Source organism: Streptomyces sp. MGP-BFMKR1, from assembly GCF_057766585.1.
In genome coordinates this window covers 1,784,994-1,807,093 of the sequence record NZ_CM173408.1, presented here as the reverse complement: position 1 = coordinate 1,807,093, position 22,100 = coordinate 1,784,994, and the positions used below count along the sequence as shown (strand labels likewise).

At 75.0% G+C, this 22,100-nt stretch carries 16 protein-coding genes and 1 pseudogene; 4 read left to right on the top strand and 13 right to left on the bottom strand.

All coding sequences use genetic code 11. From position 1 onward, the window contains the following. A complete protein-coding gene (locus AC3CHW_RS06630; RefSeq protein WP_488469873.1) occupies window positions 1–396 on the bottom strand; it encodes an NTP pyrophosphohydrolase in 396 nt (131 codons plus the stop codon). 120 nt (window positions 397–516) lie between these two features. Here AC3CHW_RS06630 and AC3CHW_RS06625 point away from each other — a divergent pair, with 120 nt between their 5' ends. After that, complete coding sequence (locus tag AC3CHW_RS06625) at window positions 517–1,557, top strand: PLL family lectin (RefSeq protein ID WP_488469872.1); 1,041 nt, start codon at window positions 517–519, stop codon at window positions 1,555–1,557. Between the two features lie 246 nt (window positions 1,558–1,803). On the opposite strand, the gene AC3CHW_RS06620 is transcribed toward AC3CHW_RS06625, so the two are convergent. From AC3CHW_RS06620 to AC3CHW_RS06600, 5 genes are all read right to left on the bottom strand, one after another. After that, window positions 1,804–3,939, bottom strand: coding sequence for a 3-hydroxyacyl-CoA dehydrogenase NAD-binding domain-containing protein (locus AC3CHW_RS06620; RefSeq protein ID WP_398611191.1), 2,136 nt, complete (start codon window positions 3,937–3,939; stop codon window positions 1,804–1,806). Next, complete coding sequence (locus AC3CHW_RS06615; RefSeq protein WP_176164607.1) at window positions 3,936–5,150, bottom strand: thiolase family protein; 1,215 nt, start codon at window positions 5,148–5,150, stop codon at window positions 3,936–3,938. Before AC3CHW_RS06615 ends, AC3CHW_RS06620 begins: the two co-directional genes overlap by 4 nt. Window positions 5,151–5,502: 352 nt before the next feature. Further along, on the bottom strand, window positions 5,503–6,774 hold the full coding sequence (locus AC3CHW_RS06610) for an HRDC domain-containing protein (protein ID WP_488469871.1): 1,272 nt from the start codon (window positions 6,772–6,774) through the stop codon (window positions 5,503–5,505). Between the two features lie 340 nt (window positions 6,775–7,114). Then, complete coding sequence (locus AC3CHW_RS06605) at window positions 7,115–7,777, bottom strand: response regulator transcription factor (protein WP_176164609.1); 663 nt, start codon at window positions 7,775–7,777, stop codon at window positions 7,115–7,117. Between the two features lie 577 nt (window positions 7,778–8,354). After that, window positions 8,355–9,020 carry a DUF3000 domain-containing protein gene (locus AC3CHW_RS06600; protein WP_176164610.1) on the bottom strand — a complete coding sequence of 222 codons (666 nt, stop codon included), beginning with the start codon at window positions 9,018–9,020 and terminating at the stop codon, window positions 8,355–8,357. Window positions 9,021–9,111: 91 nt separating this feature from the next. On the opposite strand from AC3CHW_RS06600, the gene hemE reads away from it, so the two are divergent. Further along, complete coding sequence (gene hemE, locus AC3CHW_RS06595) at window positions 9,112–10,188, top strand: uroporphyrinogen decarboxylase (protein WP_488469870.1); 1,077 nt, start codon at window positions 9,112–9,114, stop codon at window positions 10,186–10,188. A 129-nt stretch (window positions 10,189–10,317) separates the two neighbouring features. Here the strand turns inward: hemE and AC3CHW_RS06590 are convergent, their stop codons facing one another. From AC3CHW_RS06590 to AC3CHW_RS06575, 4 genes are all read right to left on the bottom strand, one after another. Beyond that, on the bottom strand, window positions 10,318–11,730 hold the full coding sequence (locus AC3CHW_RS06590) for an FAD-dependent oxidoreductase (RefSeq protein WP_488469869.1): 1,413 nt from the start codon (window positions 11,728–11,730) through the stop codon (window positions 10,318–10,320). A gap of 150 nt (window positions 11,731–11,880) precedes the next feature. Next, complete coding sequence (locus AC3CHW_RS06585; protein WP_488469868.1) at window positions 11,881–12,825, bottom strand: SCO4651 family lipoprotein; 945 nt, start codon at window positions 12,823–12,825, stop codon at window positions 11,881–11,883. Between the two features lie 278 nt (window positions 12,826–13,103). Then, window positions 13,104–13,943, bottom strand: coding sequence for an SCO4651 family lipoprotein (locus AC3CHW_RS06580; protein WP_488469867.1), 840 nt, complete (start codon window positions 13,941–13,943; stop codon window positions 13,104–13,106). 140 nt (window positions 13,944–14,083) lie between these two features. Then, on the bottom strand, window positions 14,084–15,274 hold the full coding sequence (locus AC3CHW_RS06575) for a thiolase family protein (protein ID WP_398611196.1): 1,191 nt from the start codon (window positions 15,272–15,274) through the stop codon (window positions 14,084–14,086). Window positions 15,275–15,633: 359 nt separating this feature from the next. Between AC3CHW_RS06575 and hemG the strand changes: the two genes are divergently transcribed. Together hemG and hemQ are read left to right on the top strand one after the other, a co-directional pair. Further along, window positions 15,634–17,058, top strand: coding sequence for a protoporphyrinogen oxidase (hemG, locus tag AC3CHW_RS06570; RefSeq protein ID WP_488469866.1), 1,425 nt, complete (start codon window positions 15,634–15,636; stop codon window positions 17,056–17,058). Between the two features lie 96 nt (window positions 17,059–17,154). Beyond that, window positions 17,155–17,871, top strand: a complete 717-nt coding sequence (gene hemQ, locus AC3CHW_RS06565) for a hydrogen peroxide-dependent heme synthase (protein WP_398611198.1) — start codon at window positions 17,155–17,157, stop codon at window positions 17,869–17,871. 601 nt (window positions 17,872–18,472) lie between these two features. Here hemQ and AC3CHW_RS06560 read toward each other — a convergent pair. From AC3CHW_RS06560 to AC3CHW_RS06550, 3 genes and pseudogenes are all read right to left on the bottom strand, one after another. Continuing rightward, window positions 18,473–19,123: pseudogene (locus AC3CHW_RS06560) on the bottom strand (TIGR04222 domain-containing membrane protein); the annotation flags it as partial. A 255-nt stretch (window positions 19,124–19,378) separates the two neighbouring features. Next, window positions 19,379–20,413: a TIGR04222 domain-containing membrane protein gene (locus AC3CHW_RS06555; protein WP_488469865.1), complete on the bottom strand. Its 1,035-nt coding sequence runs from the start codon at window positions 20,411–20,413 to the stop codon at window positions 19,379–19,381. Then, window positions 20,413–22,059: an MbnB/TglH/ChrH family RiPP precursor modification enzyme gene (locus tag AC3CHW_RS06550; RefSeq protein WP_488469864.1), complete on the bottom strand. Its 1,647-nt coding sequence runs from the start codon at window positions 22,057–22,059 to the stop codon at window positions 20,413–20,415. The genes AC3CHW_RS06555 and AC3CHW_RS06550 overlap by 1 nt, the downstream gene beginning before the upstream one ends. Window positions 22,060–22,100: the final 41 nt, after the last annotated feature.

Genomic DNA, 22,100 nt, shown 5'->3' with positions numbered 1-22,100 from the left:
CTAGCCGCGCACCGACCGTGGCCCCGCCACGCTCGCCCCCAACGCGCCCACCCGCTCGCGCAGTTCGCGGTCGGCCGTGACCACCAGGCAGGGCCGCTCCGGTGGGCGGGCGGCGACGACGTCCACGATGTGGTCGTCACCGCTGCCGGGTGCCGCCTCGACCCGTACGCCCGGCGCCGACGCCACCTCGCGGGCCCTGCCCTCCACGACGAGCACGATGTCCACCGGCTGCCCGCACGCCCACGCGGGCACGTCGGTGCGCGCGGGCAGTCCGGTGGCGGAGAATGCGGTCAGTGCGTCGCGCAGTCGCTCGGCCGCACCATGTCGATCCCGCCACCAACCGTCGGGTACGGAGCCGACCACGTTCGCCGCGTCCACCACCACGAGTGCCTTCATGCGCCCAGCCTGGCACGATCTATGGCTCGGGGCCGTATTGCCCACGGGCGGGCACCCGGCGTGCGCGGCCAGGCAAAATACTATGGTCAGTGTTACAAGAGGGAAGGTTGTCTGCGAACCATGGTGTTGCGGTTGCTGCGCGGCAAGGACGGCAGGCTCTCGGCCTACGCCCCGGCGGCAGGCGGCATCGCCCGCTGGACGGAGACCCGTCCCGGAGGTCCGAAATGGACGGGGCCGGTGTGGCTGGACGTGCCGGGGCTGACCGTCTGTTCCATCGGCCAGGGCTCAGACGGCTACGTCCACCTGGTGGGTCTGCGGGAGAGACGCGCCCCCGACGAGCGGGTCGACGTGGACGTGGTGCACGCCACCCAGTACCAGACGGGCCGGCCGACCACGGTCTGGCACTCGCTGGGCACCCCGCACCCCAATGACTGGCACAAGGCCAGCCGCGTCAACGTGGTGACCACCGTCGTCGGCAAGGAGGGCGCCGTCCACGTCGTGGTCCGCAACGCGGGCGGCGGCATCAGCGCGCGCCGCCAGGACGCCAAGGGCAAGTGGAGCGGCTGGGTCGACTTCAAGGGCAGCAACGTCACCGAGGGCATCTCGGCCATCGCCACGGCGGAGGGCCGGGTCGAGTTCTTCGCGCCGGCCACGGGCGCCGCCCTGCGCTGGTACATGAACGAGCCCGGCGGCGGCCTCAAGCGCGGCGCCAACCTCGACGTGGACCCGCTGCCCGGCACCGCCTCCGGCGTGCAGACCGGCCCCGACAGCCTCACGCACTACTGGCGGGACGCGGGCAGCAACGAGATCTTCGCCCTGCGGCCCGCCGAGGGCGCCGAGCCCGTCTCGCTCGGCGGCGCGGCGGGCGAGGGCCCGGCCGCGGTCATCCAGGCCCCGGTCTACGGATACGACTGCACGGTCCTCGCCCAGCGCGAGCCGAGCACCGGGCGGCTGGCCGTGGCGGCCTACCCCACGGAGAACGAGGCGGCCGGCGTGTGGTGGACGCCCACCGGCGACCCGGGCCTGACCGAGCCCGCGTTGGCGCTCGACGGGTACGGGCGCGTCGTCCTCGCCGCCCTCGCGCCCGACCGCACCCTGCGCGTCGCCCGGCAGAAGACGACGGAGCCCGGGCTCGCGCTGGACGCCTGGACGGCCGTCTAGCCCCACGCCCGCGGGCCGGCCCCGCCGGCGTGAGCCCAGCCCGCCGGCGTCGGCCCGTACGCGCCCCGCCCACGTCGCCTGACGGCCCCGCGTCCGCCGCCCGGCGGCGGCCCCGTACGCCCACGCGGCGGCCCCGCACGCGCACGCGGCGGCGGGGCGCCCGGCGCCGCCCGGCGGCGCACACGCGAACGGGGAGCGCCACGCGCCGCGTGGCACTCCCCGTCGACGGTGTGGGGCGGTGGGCCGTCAGGCCGGCACGCTCGCCAGCCCCGGCGCCAGGAACCGCTTGCCGGCGACCCGCTCCGAGACGCCCGCGCGGTCCAGGTACGGCGTGATGCCGCCCAGGTGGAAGGGCCAGCCCGCGCCGGTGATCAGGCACAGGTCGATGTCCTGCGCCTCGGCGACCACGCCCTCCTTCAGCATCAGGTCGATCTCCTGCGCGACGGCGTCGAGGACCCGCTCGCGCACCTGCTCCTCGCTCAGCACGCTGTCGCCCTGCTTGAGCAGCGCGAGGACCTCCGGGTCCAGCTCGGGCTTGCCCGAGTCGTGGACGTAGAAGCCGCGCTTGCCCGCCTCCACGACGGCCTTGAGGTTCGGCGAGACCGTGAACCGGTCCGGGAAGGCCCGGTTCAGCGTCTCGGAGACGTGCAACCCGATCGCCGGGCCCACCAGTTCGAGGAGGACCAGCGGGGACATCGGCAGCCCGAGCGGCTCGATGGCGCGCTCCGCGGTGGCCACCGGGGTGCCCTCGTCGATGACGTTCTGGATCTCGCCCATGAAGCGGGTCAGGATGCGGTTGACGACGAACGCGGGGGCGTCCTTGACCAACACCGCGGTCTTCTTCAGGGACTTGGCGACCGCGAACGCGGTGGCCAGCGACGCGTCGTCGGTCCGCTCGCCGCGCACGATCTCGAGCAGCGGCAGGATCGCCACTGGGTTGAAGAAGTGGAAGCCCACGACCCGCTCGGGGTGGCTGAGCTGGGACGCCATCTCGCTGACCGACAGCGACGAGGTGTTCGTGGCCAGGATGGCGTGCGCCGGCACGACCGCCTCGACCTCGGCGAACACCTTCTGCTTGACGCTCATCTCCTCGAAGACGGCTTCGATGACGAAGTCCGCGTCGCCGAAGGCGGCGGCCTTGTCGAGCGAGCCGGTCACCTGGCCCTTGAGCCGGTTGGCCTGGTCCTGGTTGACCCGGCCCTTGAGCAGCAGCTTGTCGATCTCACCGTGGACGTACGCCACGCCCTTGTCCACGCGCTCCTGGTCGATGTCGGTCAGCACGACCGGCACCTGGAGGCGGCGCACGAACAGCAGCGCGAGCTGCGAGGCCATCAGGCCGGCGCCCACCACGCCCACCTTGGTGACCGGGCGGGCCAGCGACTTGTCGGGGGCGCCGGCGGGCCGCTTGGCGCGCTTCTGTACCAGGTTGAAGGCGTAGATCCCGGACCGCAGCTCGCCGCCCATGATCAGGTCGGCGAGCGCCTGGTCCTCGGCGTCGAAGCCCTGGCGCAGGTCGCCGTTCTTGGCGGCGGCGACGATGTCGAGCGCCCGGTAGGCGGCCGGGGCCGCGCCGTGCACCTTGGCGTCCGCGAAGGCCCGGCCGCGCTCGACGGCCGCGTCCCACGCCTCGCCGCGGTCCACCTCGGCCCGTGCGACCTCGACCTCGCCGCTCAGCACCGACGCGGTCCACAGCAGCGACCGCTCCAGGAAGTCCGCGCCCTCGAAGAGCGCGTCCGCGATCCCGAGGTCGAACACCTGCTGGCCCTTGAGCTGCCGGTTCTGGTTCAGCGCGTTCTCGATGATGACGCTGACCGCGCGGTCGGCGCCGATCAGGTTCGGCAGCAGCGTGCAGCCGCCCCAGCCGGGCACCAGGCCGAGGAAGACCTCGGGCAGCGCGAAGGCGGGCAGCGCCTTGGAGACGGTGCGGTAGGTGCAGTGCAGGCCGACCTCGACGCCGCCGCCCATGGCCGCGCCGTTGTAGTACGCGAAGGTCGGCACCGCGAGCTGGGACAGCCGCTTGAAGACGTCGTGCCCGCCCTTGCCGATGGCCAGCGCGTCCTCGTGCCGCTTGAGCAGCTCGACGCCCTTGAGGTCGGCGCCGACGGCGAAGATGAACGGCTTGCCGGTGAGGCCGACGCCGACGATCTCGCCGTCCGCGGCCTCCTTCTCCACCTGGTCGATGGCCGCGTTCAGGTTGGCCAGCGACTGCGGCCCGAAGGTGGTGGGCTTGGTGTGGTCGAACCCGTTGTCCAGGGTGATCAGCGCGAACCGCCCGGCGCCGGGCAGGTCGAGGTGGCGCACGTGGGCCTGCGTGACGACCTCGTCCGGGAACAACTCGGCCGCGCCCCGCAGCAGTTCGGTGGTGGCGGTGGTGGTGCTCACTTGCCCTCCCAGTGGGGGTTCTCCCAGATGACCGTGCCGCCCATGCCGAAGCCGACGCACATGGTGGTGATGCCGTACCGCACCTGCGGCTGCTCCTCGAACTGCCGGGCGAGCTGGGTCATCAGCCGCACGCCGGAGGAGGCCAGCGGATGGCCGTAGGCGATGGCGCCGCCGTACTGGTTCACCCGCGGGTCGTCGTCGGCGATGCCGTAGTGGTCTAGGAGCGAGAGCACCTGCACGGCGAACGCCTCGTTGATCTCGAACAGGCCGATGTCGTCGATCGACAGGCCGGCCTTGGCCAGCGCCTTCTCGGTCGCCGGGACCGGGCCGATGCCCATGACCTCGGGCTCCACGCCCGCGAACGCGTAGGAGACGAGGCGCATCCGCACCGGCAGGCCCAGCTCGCGCGCCACGTCCTCGGCGGCGATCAGCGAGGCGGTGGCGCCGTCGTTGAGCCCTGCCGCGTTGCCCGCGGTGACCCGGCCGTGCGGGCGGAAGGGGGTCTTGAGGCCCGCCAGGTTCTCCAGCGTGGTGCCGGGCCGCATCGGCTCGTCCGCGGTGGCCAGGCCCCAGCCGGTCTCGCCACCCTCCGGGCTGGTGCGCCGGATGGAGATCGGCACCAGGTCCTGCTGGATCTTGCCGTTGGCGTACGCCTTCGCGGCCTTCTCCTGGCTGCGTACGGCGTACTCGTCCGCGCGCTGCTTGGTCAGGTGCGGCAGCCGGTCGTGCAGGTTCTCCGCCGTCATGCCCATGAACAGGGCGGACTCGTCGACCAGCTTCTCGGACACGAACCGCGGGTTGGGGTCCACGCCCTCGCCCATCGGGTGCCGGCCCATGTGCTCGACGCCGCCGGCCACGACCACGTCGTAGGCGCCGAAGCTGATGGAGCCCGCGGTCGTGGTGACGGCCGTCATCGCGCCGGCGCACATCCGGTCGATGGAGTAGCCGGGCACGCTCTGCGGCAGGCCCGCCAGGATGCCGGCGGTGCGGCCGAGCGTCAGGCCCTGGTCGCCGATCTGGGTGGTCGCGGCCACGGCCACCTCGTCGATCCGCTCCGGCGGCAGCCCGGGGTTGCGGCGCAGCAGCTCGCGGATGCACTTGACGATCAGGTCGTCGGCACGGGTCTCGTGATAGATGCCCTTCGGGCCCGCCTTGCCGAACGGGGTGCGGACGCCGTCGACGAAGACGACTTCCCTAGCGCTACGAGGCACGTTGGCTCTCCCTCTCGTTGTGTTCGCTCGCCACCGGGTACGGCGCGACCGGTGCCGCCCCCGAAGGGCCGACCCACCCGGGACCCGCGGCCACCGGTCACCAGGCCCGACGCGTGGCCCGGGCCGACCCGCGGGCCGACTCCACTGCCACACCGGGCGCCCGCTGGCTCGCTCGCCTCACGGGGCTGGCCGGTTACGCCGGGCAGGTCACCCGGCAGAGCTCACCGCAGGCGTAGCGGCGGGGCTCACACCGTCATGCTACTTACGGGTAACCAAGCTGCCCACCCCCCACGGGCTAAGCGGCGCAGATCACACCGCCCGCTCCCACGTGCGCGGCGACACGCGCGTCAGCTCACGCCGTCGGCAGCAGCGCGCCGGTGAGCGCGGGCGTGACCAGGTCGACCTGCCAGGGCCTGGCCCCGTACCCGGTGAGCACCTGCGCCACGTTCTCCACCGTGGCGTCGGCCGGCGGCTCCCAGCACAGCCGGCGCACCGTGTCGGGGGTGATCAGGTTCTCCTGCGGGAGGTTCAGCCGCTCCGCGAGCGCGCTCACCGCGGCGCGGGCCGCGGCCAGCCGGGCGGCGGCGGCCGGGTCCTTGTCGGCCCAGGCGCGCGGCGGCGGCGGGCCGTTCAGCGGCGCTCCCGGCTGCGGCAGTTCCGTCTCCGGCAGCGCCCTGGCCCGCTCGACGGCCGCGTGCCACTGCTCCAGTTGCCGCCGGCTCATCCGCTGCCCGAAGCCGGGCAGCGCGGCGAGCGCGCGGGGGCTGGTCGGCATCGCGAGGGCGGCCTCCACGATGGCGCCGTCGCCGAGCACCTTGCCGGGCGAGACGTCGCGCCGCTGCGCGATCCGGTCCCGGGCCTCCCACAGCTCCCGCACCACGGCCATCTGCCGGCGCTTGCGCACCTTGTGCATGCCCGACGTGCGCCGCCACGGGTCCTTGCGCGGGGCGGCCGGCGGCGCGGCGGCGATGGCCGCGAACTCCTGCTGGGCCCACTCCAGCTTGCCCTGCTCGGTGAGTTCGGCCTCCAGCGCGTCCCGCAGGTCCACCAGGAGCTCCACGTCGAGCGCGGCGTAGCGCAGCCACGGCTCGGGCAGCGGGCGGGTGGACCAGTCGACCGCCGAGTGCCCCTTCTCCAGGGCGTAGCCGAGCACGTTCTCGACCATCGCGCCGAGGCCCACCCGGGCGAAGCCGGCCAGCCGGCCCGCCAGCTCGGTGTCGAAGAGCCGCTCGGGGACCATGCCTATATCGCGCAGACACGGCAGGTCCTGGGTCGCGGCGTGCAGCACCCATTCGGCGTCGGCGATGGCCGCGCCCAGCGCGGACAGGTCGGGGCAGCCGACCGGGTCGATCAGGGCGGTTCCGGCCCCGGCGCGGCGCAACTGGACCAGGTACGCGCGCTGTCCGTAGCGGTAGCCGGAGGCGCGCTCGGCGTCCACGGCCACGGGGCCCGAACCGGCCGCGAAGGCCGCGATGACCTCGGCGAGCGCGTCGGCGTCGGCGACGACCGGAGGGATGCCTTCCCGCGGCTCCAGCAACGGGACCGGTGCCGATGGGCTGTCCGGGGGGCCGCCCCCGGTGGTTCGCAGTGTCGTCTTAGCTGCGGCTTCTTGGGCGTCGGTCACTCATCAAGGGTATAGGTCACATGGGGCGGTGACCTGCCCTGATTCCACTCTATGGGTGCTGACCTGCGCCGACCACGCTCCGTAGTTCCCGCCCCGGCCCGGCGGGCCCGTATCCCGCGCCAACGGCCGGCGCGCGGACCGGTGTGCGGGCCGCACAGGATCGCGGTGCGGGCCGGACATCGCCCGGCGTGCGGGGCCCCGCGACCTCGCCGTCGCGGGCACGACACGCGCCCGCCGGCGGAACGTCTCCGCAGACGGGCGCGGGGTTACGGGGCGGGCGCGGGATCACGGGCGGACCGGGAGGCGGGGGTTGGGCGGGGGGTCGGGGATGACCCCGGGGTCAGTGGATGATCCCCGTGCGCAGGGCGACGGCGACCATGCCGGCCCGGTCGCCGGTGCCCAGCTTGCGGGCGATGCGCGCGAGGTGGCTCTTGACGGTGAGTGCGGACAGGCCCATCGAGACGCCGATGGCCTTGTTGGACTGGCCCTCGGCGACCAGCCGCAGCACCTCCACCTCGCGCCCCGACAGCTCCCGGTAGCCGCCGGGGTGGCCGGGCGCGCCCGGCGGGCGGCGGTGCAGCCGGGCCGCCGCGGCGCCCACGGGGGTGGCTCCGGGGCGGCCGGGGAGGCCGAGGTTGGTTCGGGTGCCGGTGACGACGTACCCCTTGACGCCTCCGGCGAGGGCGTTGCGCACGGCCCCGATGTCGTCGGCCGCGGACAGGGCCAGGCCGTTGGGCCAGCCGGCGGCGCGGGTCTCGGACAGCAGGGTGAGCCCCGAGCCGTCGGGGAGATGGACGTCGGCGACGCAGATGTCGCGCGGGTTTCCGACTCGGGGGCGGGCCTCCGCGATGGACGACGCCTCGATGACGTCACGCACTCCGAGCGCCCACAGGTGGCGGGTGACGGTGGAACGGACTCGGGGGTCGGCCACGACCACCATGGCGGTCGGCTTGTTCGGGCGGTAGGCGACCAGGCTCGAAGGTTGCTCTAGAAGAACAGACACCAGGCCTCCTGAGGGAGTGGCGAGAACGGACGCCGTGCTCGGGGGACAAGCGAGGCGTTCCGGGTGGGAAGGGTCATGTGATCCTTCGGCAGCTCAGGTGCCCGGCTTTAGGGATTGATCACGAAATCCTGGGTAACAATTCGGGTCATTACGGACCAGGGAAGTGGGGCTCGCCGGGTGCTGGGGCGGCCCGCAGCCGGGCGGGGCGAGGTACGCGAGGTCGTCCGGAAAGGGCCGCGCGCCCACGCCGATGGCGTACGCCCTCGGCACTCCACGGCCCGGGACGCCGCCCTCCGCCGCGCCTTCCGTGACCCCCGGCCGGCCGCCGCCGTCCACGGCCGTACGCGCCCTGCCGGCTGGCCCGCCGCGCGCCCACGGCGCGCTGTGGCACTGAGTGTCACGAGTGAGGGTGCCCGACCGCCGGGGCCGGGCGCGGCGAAGCCGCCGAGGGCCGGGCTCAGGGGCTGGGCTCAGGGGCTGGGCTCAGGGAGGGGGCCGGCGTCAGCGCGGTCGCCGAGGGCCGGCCCCGTGGAAGTCGCCCGAGGCCGGGGCTCGGCGGTAGCCGTCGGGGCCCGGCTCAGCGGGAGAGCGGCCCCCGGCGCTGGGGGAGGGTGACGACGCTCGGGTCGCCGGCGCCCACCGGTGGCAGGCCCGCGACCTGACAGAGCAGGTCGCCCCACGCGGAGAGGTGCGCCGCGGTGTCGGGCACCGGGCTCGGGCCGCCCCGCCGGTCCGGGTCGCCCCCCTCCGTCGGGGTCCAGGAGGCGCGGATCTCGATCTTCGTGGACGGGGCGCGGTCGGCGAGCCCGCCGAAGTAGTGCGAGCCGGCCCGCGTCACGGTGCCGCTGGGCTCGGCGTACGCGACGCCGCGCGCCGCCAGCGCCCCGGTCAGCCAGGTCCAACACACCTCGGGCAGGAGCGGGTCGGCCGCCATCTCGGGCTCCAGGTCGGCGTGGACGAGCGTGACCATGCGGAACGAGCCGTGCCAGGCGTCGTGCCCGGCCGGGTCGTGCAGCAGGATCAGCCGGCCCTCCGCCAACTCCTCGTCGTCCACGACGACCGCCGCCTCCAGCGCGTAGGAGAACGGCGCGAGGCGCCGGGGTGGGGGCGTCGAGTCGATCTCCAGCTCGGGTCGCAGCCGCGCGTCGCGCAGCCCGGCGACCGCGTGCCGGAACACGAGCGGGGTGCCCTCCCCGTCCGCGTCGTCCGCACCGTCAACGAGGTGTCCGTGAGCCGCAGCCATGCGGGGAAGACTAGGCGGAGAACGGAGCTTGTTCGGGTAGGAACACCCGCATGGGCGGGTCACTCGTTCGGCCCGTGCGAAGATTTGGGACATGAGCGCCAACTCCCAGCCGACGAGCCAGCAGCAGACCGGCCGCACCGCGGCCTACGACTCCGCGTTCCTGCGGGCCTGCCGGAGGGAGCCGGTGCCGCACACCCCGGTGTGGTTCATGCGTCAGGCGGGCCGCTCGCTGCCCGAGTACCGGAAGGTCCGCGAGGGCACCGCCATGCTGGAGTCCTGCATGCGGCCCGACCTGGTCACGGAGATCACCATGCAGCCGGTGCGCCGGCACGGCGTGGACGCCGCGATCTACTTCAGCGACATCGTGGTGCCGCTGAAGGCCATCGGCATCGACCTCGACATCAAGCCGGGGGTCGGCCCCGTGGTCGAGGAGCCCATCCGCTCCCGGGCGGATCTCGAACGACTTCGGCCACTCACGCCCGACGATGTGAAGTACGTCACTGAGGCCATGGGGATGCTCGTCGGCGAGCTGGGCACCACCCCGCTGATCGGCTTCGCGGGCGCCCCGTTCACGCTCGCCAGCTACCTCGTGGAGGGCGGCCCGTCCCGCAACCACGAGCACACCAAGGCGCTCATGTACGGCGACCCCGAGCTGTGGGCCGACCTGCTCGACCGGCTCGCCGACATCACGGCCGCGTTCCTCACCGTGCAGATCGAGGCGGGCGCCAGCGCCGTGCAGCTCTTCGACTCCTGGGTGGGCGCCCTGGCCCCCGCGGACTACCGGCGCTCGGTCATGCCCGCGTCGGCCAAGGTCTTCGACGCGGTCGCCGGCTTCGGCGTGCCCCGCATCCACTTCGGCGTGGGCACCGGCGAGCTGCTGCCGCTGCTCGGCGAGGCGGGCGCGGACGTGGTGGGCGTGGACTGGCGGGTCCCGCTGGACGAGGCGCGTCGCCGGGTCGGCCCGGGCAAGGCGCTGCAGGGCAACCTCGACCCTGCCGTGCTCTTCGCGCCGCGCGCCGCGGTCGAGGCCGCGGCGGACGAGGTGCTGGCGGCGGCGCGGGGCCTGGAGGGCCACGTGTTCAACCTGGGCCACGGCGTGCTGCCGACCACCGACCCGGACGCGCTGACCCGCCTGGTGGCCCACGTCCACGAGCGGACCAGCCGCTAGCCGCACGACCCGGACCGGCTCGGCCCGGGCCGGCCACAGGTCGGCCGTACGGGGCGGTGCGGGGCCGGGCCCGACCCGCCGCGCCCGGTGGGACGCGGCGAGCCGGGCCGGGTGGCCCGGCGGAGCCGGTCAGCGCCCGCCGGCGGCGTGCTCGATGTCCCGGGCCACCTGGGCCGTCGCCTTGCGGGCCGCGACCAGGACCGGGTCCCAGACGGGCGAGAACGGCGGCGCGTACCCGAGGTCGAGGGCGGTCATCTGCTCGACCGTCATGCCCGCGGTCAGCGCGACCGCCGCGATGTCCACCCGCTTGCCGGCGCCCTCGCGGCCGACGATCTGGACGCCGAGCAGCCGCCCCGTACGACGCTCGGCGAGCATCTTCACGGTCATCGGGCGGGCCCCGGGGTAGTAGCCGGCCCGGCTCGTGGACTCGATGGTGGCCGTGACGAACTGGAGCCCCACCGACCGCGCCTGCTGTTCGAGGAGCCCGGTGCGGGCGATCTCCAGGTCGCAGACCTTGCTTACCGCCGTACCGACCACGCCCGGGAAGGTGGCGTGGCCGCCGCCGACGCCCGCGCCGATGACCTGGCCGTGCTTGTTGGCGTGGGTGCCGAGTGCGATGTGCCGGGTGCGGCCCGACACCAGGTCGAGCACCTCCACGCAGTCCCCGCCCGCCCAGACGTTGTCCTGCCCGCGCACCCGCATGGACAGGTCGGTCAGCAGCCCGCCGGACTCGCCGAGCGGCAGCCCCGCCCGGCGCGCCAGCGTCGTCTCGGGGCGTACGCCGAGGCCGAGCACGACGATGTCGGCGGGGTACTCGGCGTCGTCGGTGACCACGGCACAGGCCCGGCCCTCACCGTCGGTGCGGATCTCGGTCACCTTCGCCTCGCGCACCGTCTCGATGCCCAGGCCGCACATCGCCTCGTACACCAGGCGCCCCATGTCGGGGTCGAGCGTGGACATGGGCTGCTCGGCCTGGTCCACGACCGTCACCCGGTAGCCGCGCTGCACGAGCGCCTCGGCCATCTCCACGCCGATGTACCCCGCGCCGACGACCACCGCCCGTGGCTGCTCGCCACCCTCCACGGCGCGCAGCGCGTCCAGCAACGCCTGACCGTCGTCCAGGTTCTGCACCCCGTACACGCCCGGCGCGTCGATGCCCGGCAGCGGGGGCCGGATCGGGCGCGCGCCGGTCGCGATGACCAGGTCGTCGAAGCCGGTCCAGGCGTCCGTGGCACCGGGTGCCGCGAGATCGCGGGTGCGCACCCGCTGCCGGTCCAGGTCGATCTCGGTGACCTCGGTGCGCATCCGCAGGTCGATGGAGCGCTCGCGGTGCTCCTCGGGCGTGCGCGCGATCAACGCGTCGGGCCCCTCCACGCCGCCGCCCACCCAGTACGGGATGCCGCAGGCGGAGTACGAGGTGAAGTGCCCCCGCTCGAAGGCGACGATCTCCAACTCGTCGGGCCCCTTGAACCTCCGTGCCTGGGACGCGGCGGACATCCCCGCCGCGTCCCCTCCGATGACCACCAGCCGCCGAGCTGCCATGCCGCGTGCTCCCTTACGCCGTTCCCGGGTGTGCCGGCCCCACGGTACGTGGCCCGCGGTGCGGGGCTGGAGTGGCGTGGGGGGGCGGGCCGCGGGGCGGCGGAGGAGGCCCTGCCCGGGCGCGGCCGGGCAGGCAGGCAGGCAGGCAGGCTAGGAGAGTATGACGCCGAACTCCCTGAACTCGTCGGCGAGATCGGACCAGTCCCAGTCGGTCCCGTCTTCGACCTGGTCGGCGGGGGGCGGGCCGATGCGGAAGTCCTCGGCGACGTCCAGGAAGGTCACGGTGGACTCCAGGGGTCCGTCGGCGGTTTGGCCGCGCATCCTGAACCGCTTGGTGGTCTGGGTGGCGTCGTTGACCCACCCGTCCATGGTGAAGCGCGTGATCCCCTGGGCCTCGTACTTCTTGGCGGTGGTCAGGAGCGACAGGCGCCGGGACCAGCTCAGCGTCTCGTCCTTGGCCATGGTGCGCAGCTCGGCGGTGCTCATTTCGCTGTACAGGCGGTAATGAGTGGTACGCACACCGTCGATGGTCTCGGTGCCGATCCTGCGCCCCTCGTGCAGACGATCGGGAGAGACAGTCGTGCCGTCCTCCGTCCCCGCGAGATCGTCAGCCGGCTGCTCCCGGTCCGTACCGCGTTCTCTCTTCTGGGGCAGCGCGTCGGTCACCCTGGTCCAGGGCTTGTCTCCGGACGCCTCAGCCTCCGGGTCCCTGAGGTAGAGGGTGCTCCCGACCGTCCGTAGCTCTATGGCGGGCTTTCCGCCCGGGACCGGCATGTACATCCGCCGGCTCATCGCGCGGGGCTTGTCGGTCATCGCTATCTCGGAGTACAGGTACCCACTCTCGCGGTCCCAGGTGGTCGCCCGCATGCGGATCGCGTTGATGTCCTTCGTCCGCCGCGTGGCCTCGCGCGTCGGCTCGGTCTTCGCCGCCCGGTCGGCGCTCGCCGTCGGGCTCGGTCGCGCGGTCGGCTTCGCACTCGGCTTCGCGCTCGGTTCCGCCTCCACCCGCCGCTGCACGTCGGCGAGGGAGGACGACGAGCCGCAGCCGGCCGCCCCGCCGCACAGCAGCAGGCTGCCGAGGACGGCGCCGATCATCCGCGTGCGTCTTTGTTCGCGCGTGCGTAAGGCATTGGCCATATATCCCACCCCTGTTCGTTATGGAGCGCTTTGTGCGCAACCTGCGGACTTTAGCGCACGCATAACGGACGGGTGGTGGGGGGTGGCTGTGCCGGCCCCTGGCTCAAATGCCCAGCGGGGGCGGGTACTTGGTGGGGCGTGTCGGCGGGCTCGGCTCAGGGGCCACGCGGGGCGCGCGGAGCCCCCCGAGCCGCCCTACCGCTAGCCGCTCGTTCCGGTACGTGGAGTCGACCGGCTCACGATCCGGTCGGTGGCGGGTCGATGCTGAACCCCGAGTTGATGCCGTCGTAGGTCAACACCATCTCCAACGGCCCGACGGACGACGTGGCCTTGAGCACGTACTGCCTGGCGAAGCCGTCGGCGTCGATCCACAGCTCGGCCGTGAACTGGCGTACGCCCATCGCCTCGTACTCCGCGGCGCGCTGTGAGCGGTGCGCGCGCTGGGACGGGCCCCTGAGGCGGAAGAGTTCGGCGCGCAGTGCCGCGACGGTCAGCGTGCCCCGGTAGCGGGTGGTCTCGGCGCCGTGGAAGGGCTCGGTGCCCACCCGGCGTACGTCGTCGAGTCGCGCGGGCGGTGCCGAGGGGCCCATCGGGTTCTCCAGCGCCTGGTCGGCCAGTTGGTCCCAGCCGCCGGTCAGGGTCGGCGCGTCCTTCTGTCTGACCCAGGGGCCGTCGTTCGGCTCCTGCGTGTAGGTGACCCCGCCGACGATCCGCTTGCGCGCCCGCACGTCGGGGCTCTCCTCGGGGGCGAAGTCCTCGCGGTCCATGCTGAACGGCTTGAAGGTCAGCGCCGCCGTGCTGGCCCGCATGGTCTTGCCCGGCATCTGGACGGACAGCGAGACGCGCAGCGAGGTGGCTTTCTGGAGTTGGCGGGCGGCTGCGCGTACGGCGTCCGCGGGCGGTGTCTGGGCCGGCGGGGTGCTCGCGCGCGGGCTGGACGTCGCCGGTCGGGGGCCACCGTCGGTGGACGGCGACCCGCTACAGCCGGTCGCCGCGCCGCACAGCAGCGTGCCGGTGACGACGGCGACCACCGCCCGCTTGGGTCTGTGGTGTCGCGTACGTAAGCCAGTGTTCATGTAGCTTGCCCCTCGGTGCGGTTGGGCCCCTGTGGCCCGGCGGGCGGACCCTAGCGCGCTCCGGCACACGCGCCGGGGGTGGGTCCGGGAACCCGCGCCCGAACCCACCCCGGCCGTGCTCGTCCCCCGCGCCCCGGGCGTCAGCGCTCCAGGACGAGGGCCTGGCCCTGGCCGACGCCGATGCACAGGGCGGCCAGCCCCACGCCCGAGCCCGCGGCGGCGAGTTGGTGGGCCACCGAGCCGGCCAGCCGGGCGCCGGAGCAGCCGAGGGGGTGGCCGATGGCGATGGCGCCGCCGCGCGGGTTGACGATCTCCGGGTCGAGGTCGGGCCACTCGGCCAGGCAGCCGAGCGCCTGGGCCGCGAACGCCTCGTTCAGCTCGAAGGTGGCCAGGTCGGCGAAGGTGTGGCCGCTGCGCTCCAGGACCTGGCGCACCGCCCGCACCGGGCCGAGGCCGAAGTACTCGGGCTCGATGCCGGTGACCGCCGTCGCCCGCACGCGGGCCAGCGGCTCGCGCCCGCTGGCCCGCAGCCCCTCCTCGTCGCAGAGCATCAGCGCCGCCGCGCCGTCGTTGAGCGGCGAGGAGTTGCCGGCCGTGACCGTGCCGCCCTCGCGGAACGCGGGCCGCAGCCGGGCCAGCGCGTCGAGCGAGGTGTTCTGGCGGATGGTCTCGTCGCGGTCGAGCGAGGCCGCCGGGTAGGCCACCACCTCCGCGTCGTACGCCCCGTCCTTCCAGGCCCGGGCGGCCTTGTCGTGGCTGGCGAGCGCGAACGCGTCCTGGGCCTGCCGGCTGATCCCGTGCCGGTCGGCGATGAGTTCGGCGCCCTCGCCGAGCGGGATCGTCCACTGCGGCGGCATCTTCGGGTTGGTCATCCGCCAGCCGAGCGTGGTGTTCAGCAGCGCCTGGTTGCCGGGCGGGAACGGCCGGTCCGGCTTGGGCAGCACGTAGGGCGCGCGGCTCATCGACTCGACGCCGCCCGCGATCACCACGCGCGCGTCGCCGACGGCCACGGCGCGCACCGCCTGGACGACGGCCTCAAGCCCGGACGCGCACAGCCGGTTGACGGTCGCGCCCGGCACCGACACCGGCAGCCCGGCCAGCAGCACCGCCATCCGGGCCACGTCGCGGTTCTCCTCGCCCGCTCCGTTGGCGTTGCCGAAGTACACGTCGTCGATCCGGGCCGGGTCGAGGGCGGGGGAGCGCTCCACGAGCGCACCGAGAACATGGGCGGCGAGGTCGTCCGGGCGTACGCCGGACAGCGCGCCGCCGTACTTGCCGATCGGCGTGCGGACTGCGTCGACGATGTACACGTCGCGGAGGCGGTCATTCATGCGGTGGTGGTCCCTCGTGTGAAGGTGAGCCGGTGGATGACGGTCGTGCCGAGGACGGTGCGGGGTTCCCGGGGCGGCCCTGGTGGGCGGCGGTCCGGTCGAACGGTGGGGTGGTTCAGCCGGTGCGCCGCGGCCGTCCGGCGTCGTCGCGCGGCCAGCCGGGCGGCGCACGGCACCCAAACCCACCGACCGATCGTCCGTTCGGCGGGTGGGGGTACTCGTCCGTGCCGCTCACCCTGCGCTGAGTCTCCGCACCCTGGCACGCAGTGTCAATGGGGCCCGCTCGGCTGTCACTGAAGGCCGCCACCCGGGGGTGGGGGTGCGACAGCCGGGCCGGGGCGCGGTGAGAGAGTGGGGGTATGAGCGAAACGCACGTTCCCGCCCCCCAGGTGCGTCAGGTGGTCGTCATCGGTGGCGGCATCTCCGGCCTGGCCGCCGCCCACCGGCTCACCGGCGGCGGCGCGCGGGTCACCCTCCTGGAGGCGAGCGGGCGGCTCGGCGGCAAGCTGTACGCGGGCGAGATCGCGGGCGTCCCGGTGGACCTCGGCGCCGAGTCCATGCTGGCCCGCCGCCCGGAGGCGGTGGAGCTGGCCCGCGCCGTGGGGCTCGGCGACCACCTGTGCCCGCCCGCGGCCTCGGCCGCCGACCTGTACACGCGCGGCGCGCTGCGTCCCATGCCCACCGGGCACCTGATGGGCGTCCCGGGCGACCTGGCCCCGCTCGCCGCCTCCGGCGTGCTCAGCGACGCCGGCGTCGCCCGGGTCCGCGAGGACGCGACGCTGCCCCCGGTCGCACTCGGCGACGACGTGGGCATCGGCGACTACATCGCAGCCCGGCTCGGCCGCGAGGTCGTCGACCGGCTGGTGGAGCCGCTGCTCGGCGGCGTGTACGCGGGCGACGCGTACCGGATCTCGATGCGCGCCGCCGTGCCGCAACTCTACGAGGCGGCGCGCGCCGACGGCTCGCTCACCGAGGGCGTGCGGGCGCTGCTGCGCCGGTCGGCCGAGGCCGCCCCGCCCGGCCCGGTCTTCATGGGCATCGACGGCGGCATCGGGCGGCTCCCGCTGGCCGTCGCCGACGCGGTACGCGCCCGCGGCGGCCAGGTGCGCACGCACGCCCCCGTACGCCGCCTGGCGCGCACCGGTACGGGCTGGAACGTGATCACCGACGACGGCACGGCGTACCCGGCCGACGCCGTGCTGCTCGCGCTGCCGGCGCCCGCCGCCGCCCGGCTGCTGGCCGCCGACGCGCCCGGCGCCGCCGCCGAGTTGTCCGGCGTCGAGTACGCCTCGGTGGCGCTGGCCACGATGGCCTTCCGGCGCGCGGAGGTGGCCGCGCTCCCGGACAGCCGCGGCTTCCTGGTGCCCTCCGTGGACGGCCTGACGATCAAGGCGTCCACGTTCTCCAGCAACAAGTGGGGCTGGGTCGCCGACGCGGACCCCGACCTGTTCGTGCTGCGCACCTCCGTCGGCCGACACGGCGACGAGGGGGACCTGGAGCGCGAGGACGCCGAGCTGGTCGAGCGGTCGCTGACCGACCTGTGCACCGCCACGGGGCTGACCGCCCGCCCCGTGGCCAGCCGCGTCGAGCGCTGGACGGAGGGGCTGCCGCAGTACCCGGTCGGCCACCTCGGTCGGGTCGCCCGGGTGCGCGAGCAGGTGGCCAAGCTGCCGGGGCTGCGGGTGTGCGGCGCGGTCTACGACGGTGTGGGCATCCCGGCCTGCGTGGCCAGCGCGCACGCCGCGGCCGACGAACTCCTGGCGACCACGCTCGCCGCCGCCTGAATACTTCCGACAGAGCCCGCGACAGCGCCCCGCCGCGGGCACCGGGCCCTGCCGCGGGGCACTGCCGGACGCAAGTGAAGACTGAGAAGAGGAACGATGACTGCTGCTCCCGACAAGACGCCGAACGCCGGCAAGCGGGCCAAGGACCTGAACGAGGTCATCCGCTACACCCTGTGGTCGGTGTTCAAGCTGCGCGACGTGCTGCCCGCTGACCGCGGTGGCTACGCCGAGGAGGTGGAGGAGCTGTACGCCCAGCTCGCCACCGCCGACGTGACGGTGCGCGGCACGTACGACGTGTCGGGGCTGCGCGCCGACGCGGACCTGATGATCTGGTGGCACGCGGAGACGGCGGAGGCGCTGCAGGACGCGTACAACCGCTTCCGTCGCACCCGGCTCGGCCGCGCGCTTGAGCCCGTGTGGTCGAACATGGCGCTGCACCGCCCCGCCGAGTTCAACAAGTCGCACATCCCCGCGTTCCTCGCCGACGAGGAGCCCCGCGAGTGGGTCAGCGTCTACCCGTTCGTGCGTTCCTACGACTGGTACCTGCTGCCGGACGAGGACCGGCGTCGGATGCTCGCCGACCACGGCAAGATGGCGCGCGGCTTCCCCGACGTGCGCGCCAACACGGTACCCGCGTTCTCGCTGGGCGACTACGAGTGGCTGTTGGCCTTCGAGGCGGACGAGCTGTACCGGATCGTGGACCTGATGCGTCACCTGCGGGCGTCCGAGGCGCGGATGCACGTCCGCGAGGAGGTGCCGTTCTTCACCGGGCGTCGCCGCCCCGTGGCCGAACTGGTCGCCGGCCTGGCGTAGTCGACGCCGAGCGCGCGCCGGTGGCGCGGCGGCGACACGGCCGGGCACGGGCTTCGGACCGCGCCCGCGCCCTGGTGTCGCCGCCCGGGTCCGGCCCGGGCAGGTCCGGACCGGGCCCGCCGGACGGCTCGGGGGCATCGCGGGCCCCGGGCAGGCGGGTTACGGGCGCGGCGGGTCAGGGCAGGGCGCGGCGCCGGCCGCCGCGCAGCGCGGCGCGGAGCGCGGGGTCGGACAGGCCGGCGGCGCCGTGGATGGCGAGGATGGTGAGCGCGGCCCGTTCGGCGCGCTCGGCCGGGCCGTTCGGGTCGTACGGTTCGCTCGGCACCGGGCCGTCGCCCGGCACGCCGCGCTCCGCCGGCCCCTCCGCCCCCGCGGTCGCCCGCGGCGCGTCATCGCCCGCGCCGGGGCCGGCGGGCGGCTGGCCGTCGGCACGGTCGCCTCGGTCGCCTCGGTCGCCGCGTTCGTGCCCGTCGTCCCGGGCGTCCCGGGCGTCCCGTTCGTCCCAGGTGTCCGGGGCGCCTCGGACGCCGGGGTGGGGCGCGGGGCCCTCGGCCGGCCGGGCCGTGCCGCCCGGCAGCCGGTCCTCGCGCGGCGGCACCAGGATCTGGCCGAGCCGCTGTTGGCCCGCGGGGGAGGCCCAGCGGGTGTACGGGTGGACCTCGACGCGCGCTATGGCCAGGCAGCCGGTGGTGGCCACCAGGGGCAGCGCGAACCACGCCGCGACCGTCCCCGTGCCGGTCTCCGGCGGCACCATCACCAGCGCCGCGACCGCGCTCACCAGGATCAGCGCGCAGGCGCCGCGCACGTGGGCGATCGCGGCGGCGACCCCGGCCCGGGCCGCGTCGGGCACCGCGAGGCCGGCCATGACCAGTCGGTCGGCGAGCGCCCGTACCGGTTCGGCGGCGGCCACCGCCGAGCGCACCGGCGGCACGGGCGCCTGCCCGGCCGAGCCGATGGCCCGGAGCAGCGAGCGCTCCATCTCGTCCCGGCCCACCGGGTCGACCACGGTGACCCAGCCGGTGTGGGCGAGCAGCAACCGCCGCTCGCGGTGCATGGCGACGAGGGCGAGATCGCTCACCCGGTACGGGCCGCCGGACAGGAACGCCGCCTCGTACAGCGTGAGAGCACGGTCACGGCCCGCGGACGGCGCGGCGTCGGGGCCTTGCGCGGCGGCGACGGCCGCCTGACAGAGCCGGGCACAGGTGACAAACGCCGCGACCCAGGCGATCACAAGAAACAGGACCCACAGCATGGCCGATTCTTACTCGGCCAACTCCGGCTCCGCCATGCTTTGTTCACGATACGGACCGACGACCCGCGCATCGGTGACCGTCCGTGGGCACGAGACGCACGGACCGGATCAGAACGGATGGCCCGAACCACGCACGGTGGTGGGCGGGGCGACATCCGTAGCCGCCCCCACGCCGCTCGCGCCGCCCCACGCTGCCCGCGCCGCCCCACGCTGCCCGCGCCGCCCCACGCCGCCGCGCCGGCGCCCGGCCCCGGGTCAGCCTCCGCCACCCCCGCAGCCTCCGCCGCCGCAACCGCCCCCGCAGCCACTGCCCCCACCGCTACCGCTGCCTCCCCCTCCGCCACCACCGTCGCCGGAGCCCGCCCCGCACGAGGCGTTGCCGCAACCGCTGCCCCCGCCACCTCCGTTGCCCCCGCCGCCCCCGCCGCCGGACGAGCTGGCCCGCACCGACTGCTCGGGCGCCGTGCCGCACCAGGTGACCTCGGCGACCGCCGGCGCCGCCACCGCCGCGCCCCCGGCGACCAGCGGCGCGGCCGAGCCCTTCCGCGCGGCCTCCTGGAGCAGGGTGCGCAGCTTCCCGCTGATCTCGTACAGCCCCTTGGCCGCGACGCGGTTCATGGTGGCCGGCACCTCGTCTCCGGTCTCGGAGCCGGTGGTCGAGGCGTACGTGAAGAAGGCCGCCTCGCCGGCCGGGGTGAGCCGGCCGCCGACGGCCGCCACGCAGACCAGGCTGCCGACGAAGCCCACGACCAGCGAGGGCAGGAGCGCGCCGAGCGTCGAGCCGACGGAGTCGCCGAGCCCGCCGAGGCCGAGCAGCACGACGAGGAACGCGAGCCCCAGACAGGTCAGCGCCAGCGTGCGCGCCCGTCGTCGCCAGTGCCGGATGACGGCGGGCCGCACCATCAGGCCGCGCTCCGCGAGACGGTCGCCGATGCCCTGCACGGTGGCGCTGCGCATCACCTCGCCGCGCAGCCGGCCGAGGCCGCCGTGCGGGGAGCGGGCGTGCGCCGCGAGGACCTCGCTCTCCACCGGGTGCCGCGCGACCGGCTGTTCGACGGTGACGACGCCCGGGTCCCCGACGCGTATCCGCCCGTCGGCGTGCAGGGCGTACAGCGCCAGGTCCGTGACCCGACCGGGCCCACCCGCCAGGAAGGCGGCCTCCCACACGTCGTCGGGCCGCTCCGTGCGCACCGTCGAGAGGGTGCGCCGGAAGGCCCGTACGCCCAGGATGAGGGCGAGCAGCGCGCCGCCGACCACGGCGGCCAGCGCGAGCGCGAGCACGGTGATCATCACTTCCTCCCCCATGCCCGTCGGGCGGCGCGCAGCAGCCGCGCCGCCGGGTGCGCCGACAGCGGGGCGGGCCCCGAGCGCTCCTGCCACCAGGCCGCCAGCCGTCGGTGCACCACGGGGTCGGTGAACTCCTCGGTCGCCAGCAGCCGTTCGACGAAGGCGAGCGCGTCCCGCCGGTACCCGCCGCGCAGCGGCCGGTACCGGGCGTACGCCACGAACGCGGGCCGGTACGCGGTGCCGAGGATCTCCGGCAGTTCGGGGGCGATCCTGGCCACCACGTCGGCGCGCTTGGCGATCAGCGCCCGGCTCTGCACGCGCAGCCGGCCACGGTCGAACCCCTCCGGCGCCGGCGTGCCCGCGACCAGCGCGGACAGCAGGGCGGTCTGCGCGAGCGCGAGCCGCTGCCGCTCCGGGTCACCGGCGTCCGGCGCGGCGACCCCGGCCGTGGCGGCGTCCGGCGCGCTCGGCGCGGCGACGGGGCCCACGGCGGGCACGACGCCGGGCACGGCGCCGGGCGCGGCGCGGTGGCCCGCGGGTCGGGCCGTCGGGGCGGCGGCGGTCGGGGCGGCGGCGGTCGGGGTGGCGGTCGAGGCGGCGGCGGTCGGGGTGGCGCGTGCCGTGTCGGCCCCGGACGGCGGGCGCGGTGCCGCCGGGCGCACCGCGGGCCGCGCGCCGTGCGCCGCGGCCACCGGTTCGCGGGCCACTCGCGGCGTCGGCGCGGGCGAGCGGGGCGCGGGGACGGCTGTCAGGTGCGGCAGGGTGCGGGCCGGGGCGACCGCCCGGCGCGCCGAGGGGGCGGCCCGGTCGGACGTGGGCGCGGTCGGGGTGGTGGCCACGACCGCGCGGATCGCGTCGAGTTCGGCCGCCAGCTCCGCCGTGGTCGGGAACGCCTCGTCGCGCTCCAGCAACACCCCGGGCGGCGTCGCCCGGGAACACAGCTCCGCGAGCACGTCCAGCACCGGCCGGGTGACCGGGTGGGCGTGGCTGTCGTGCCACACCCCGTCGCGCTCGACACCGCCCGCCACGTGCACGTAGGCGATGGCCCAGGTCGGCAGCGCGTCCAGGGTGCGGGCCGGGTCCTCGCCCCGGTTGACGTGGTTGGTGTGCAGGTTGGCGACGTCGATGAGCAACCGGACGCCGGTGCGCTCGACCAACTCGGTCAGGAACTGGCCCTCGGACAGTTCCTCGCCCGGCCAGGAGATCAGCGCGGCGATGTTCTCCAGGGCCAGCGGCACCGGCAGCGCGTCCTGCGCGATGCGCACGTTCTCGCACAGCACCGCCAGCGCCTCCCGGGTGCGCGGCACCGGCAGCAGGTGTCCGGCCTCGATCTCCGGCGACGCGGTCAGCGGCCCCCCGCCGCGTACGAACGCGATGTGCTCGGTGACCAGCGGCGCGGCCAGGATCTCGGCGCGCTCGGCGAGGGCGGCCAGCCGTCCCGGGTCCGGTCGCGCGGCGCCGCCGAGCCCGAGCGAGACCCCGTGCGGCACCACGGTCGCGCCGCGCTCGCGCAGGGCGGTGAGGGCGTCGGGGACGTGACCCGGGCAGATGTTCTCGGCCACCACCTCCACCCAGTCGATGTCGGGAAGGCGAGCGATGTCCTCGGCGATCTCCGGTCGCCACCCGATTCCGGTCCCCAGTCGTTTCATGGTTGCCCCCCTGGAAGAATGCGCGCGTCCATCCGCGTGGG

Excerpts from the sequence above, each read along its gene's own strand:
- AC3CHW_RS06630 (WP_488469873.1), bottom strand. The coding sequence starts at position 396 with ATGAAGGCACTCGTGGTGGTGGACGCGGCGAACGTGGTCGGCTCCGTA.
- AC3CHW_RS06625 (WP_488469872.1), top strand. The coding sequence starts at position 517 with ATGGTGTTGCGGTTGCTGCGCGGCAAGGACGGCAGGCTCTCGGCCTAC.
- AC3CHW_RS06600 (WP_176164610.1), bottom strand. The coding sequence starts at position 9,020 with ATGGCTGCGGCTCACGGACACCTCGTTGACGGTGCGGACGACGCGGAC.
- hemE (WP_488469870.1), top strand. The coding sequence starts at position 9,112 with ATGAGCGCCAACTCCCAGCCGACGAGCCAGCAGCAGACCGGCCGCACC.
- AC3CHW_RS06590 (WP_488469869.1), bottom strand. The coding sequence starts at position 11,730 with ATGGCAGCTCGGCGGCTGGTGGTCATCGGAGGGGACGCGGCGGGGATG.
- AC3CHW_RS06585 (WP_488469868.1), bottom strand. The coding sequence starts at position 12,825 with ATGATCGGCGCCGTCCTCGGCAGCCTGCTGCTGTGCGGCGGGGCGGCC.
- AC3CHW_RS06580 (WP_488469867.1), bottom strand. The coding sequence starts at position 13,943 with ATGAACACTGGCTTACGTACGCGACACCACAGACCCAAGCGGGCGGTG.
- AC3CHW_RS06575 (WP_398611196.1), bottom strand. The coding sequence starts at position 15,274 with ATGAATGACCGCCTCCGCGACGTGTACATCGTCGACGCAGTCCGCACG.
- hemG (WP_488469866.1), top strand. The coding sequence starts at position 15,634 with ATGAGCGAAACGCACGTTCCCGCCCCCCAGGTGCGTCAGGTGGTCGTC.
- hemQ (WP_398611198.1), top strand. The coding sequence starts at position 17,155 with ATGACTGCTGCTCCCGACAAGACGCCGAACGCCGGCAAGCGGGCCAAG.
- AC3CHW_RS06555 (WP_488469865.1), bottom strand. The coding sequence starts at position 20,413 with ATGATCACCGTGCTCGCGCTCGCGCTGGCCGCCGTGGTCGGCGGCGCG.
- AC3CHW_RS06550 (WP_488469864.1), bottom strand. The coding sequence starts at position 22,059 with ATGAAACGACTGGGGACCGGAATCGGGTGGCGACCGGAGATCGCCGAG.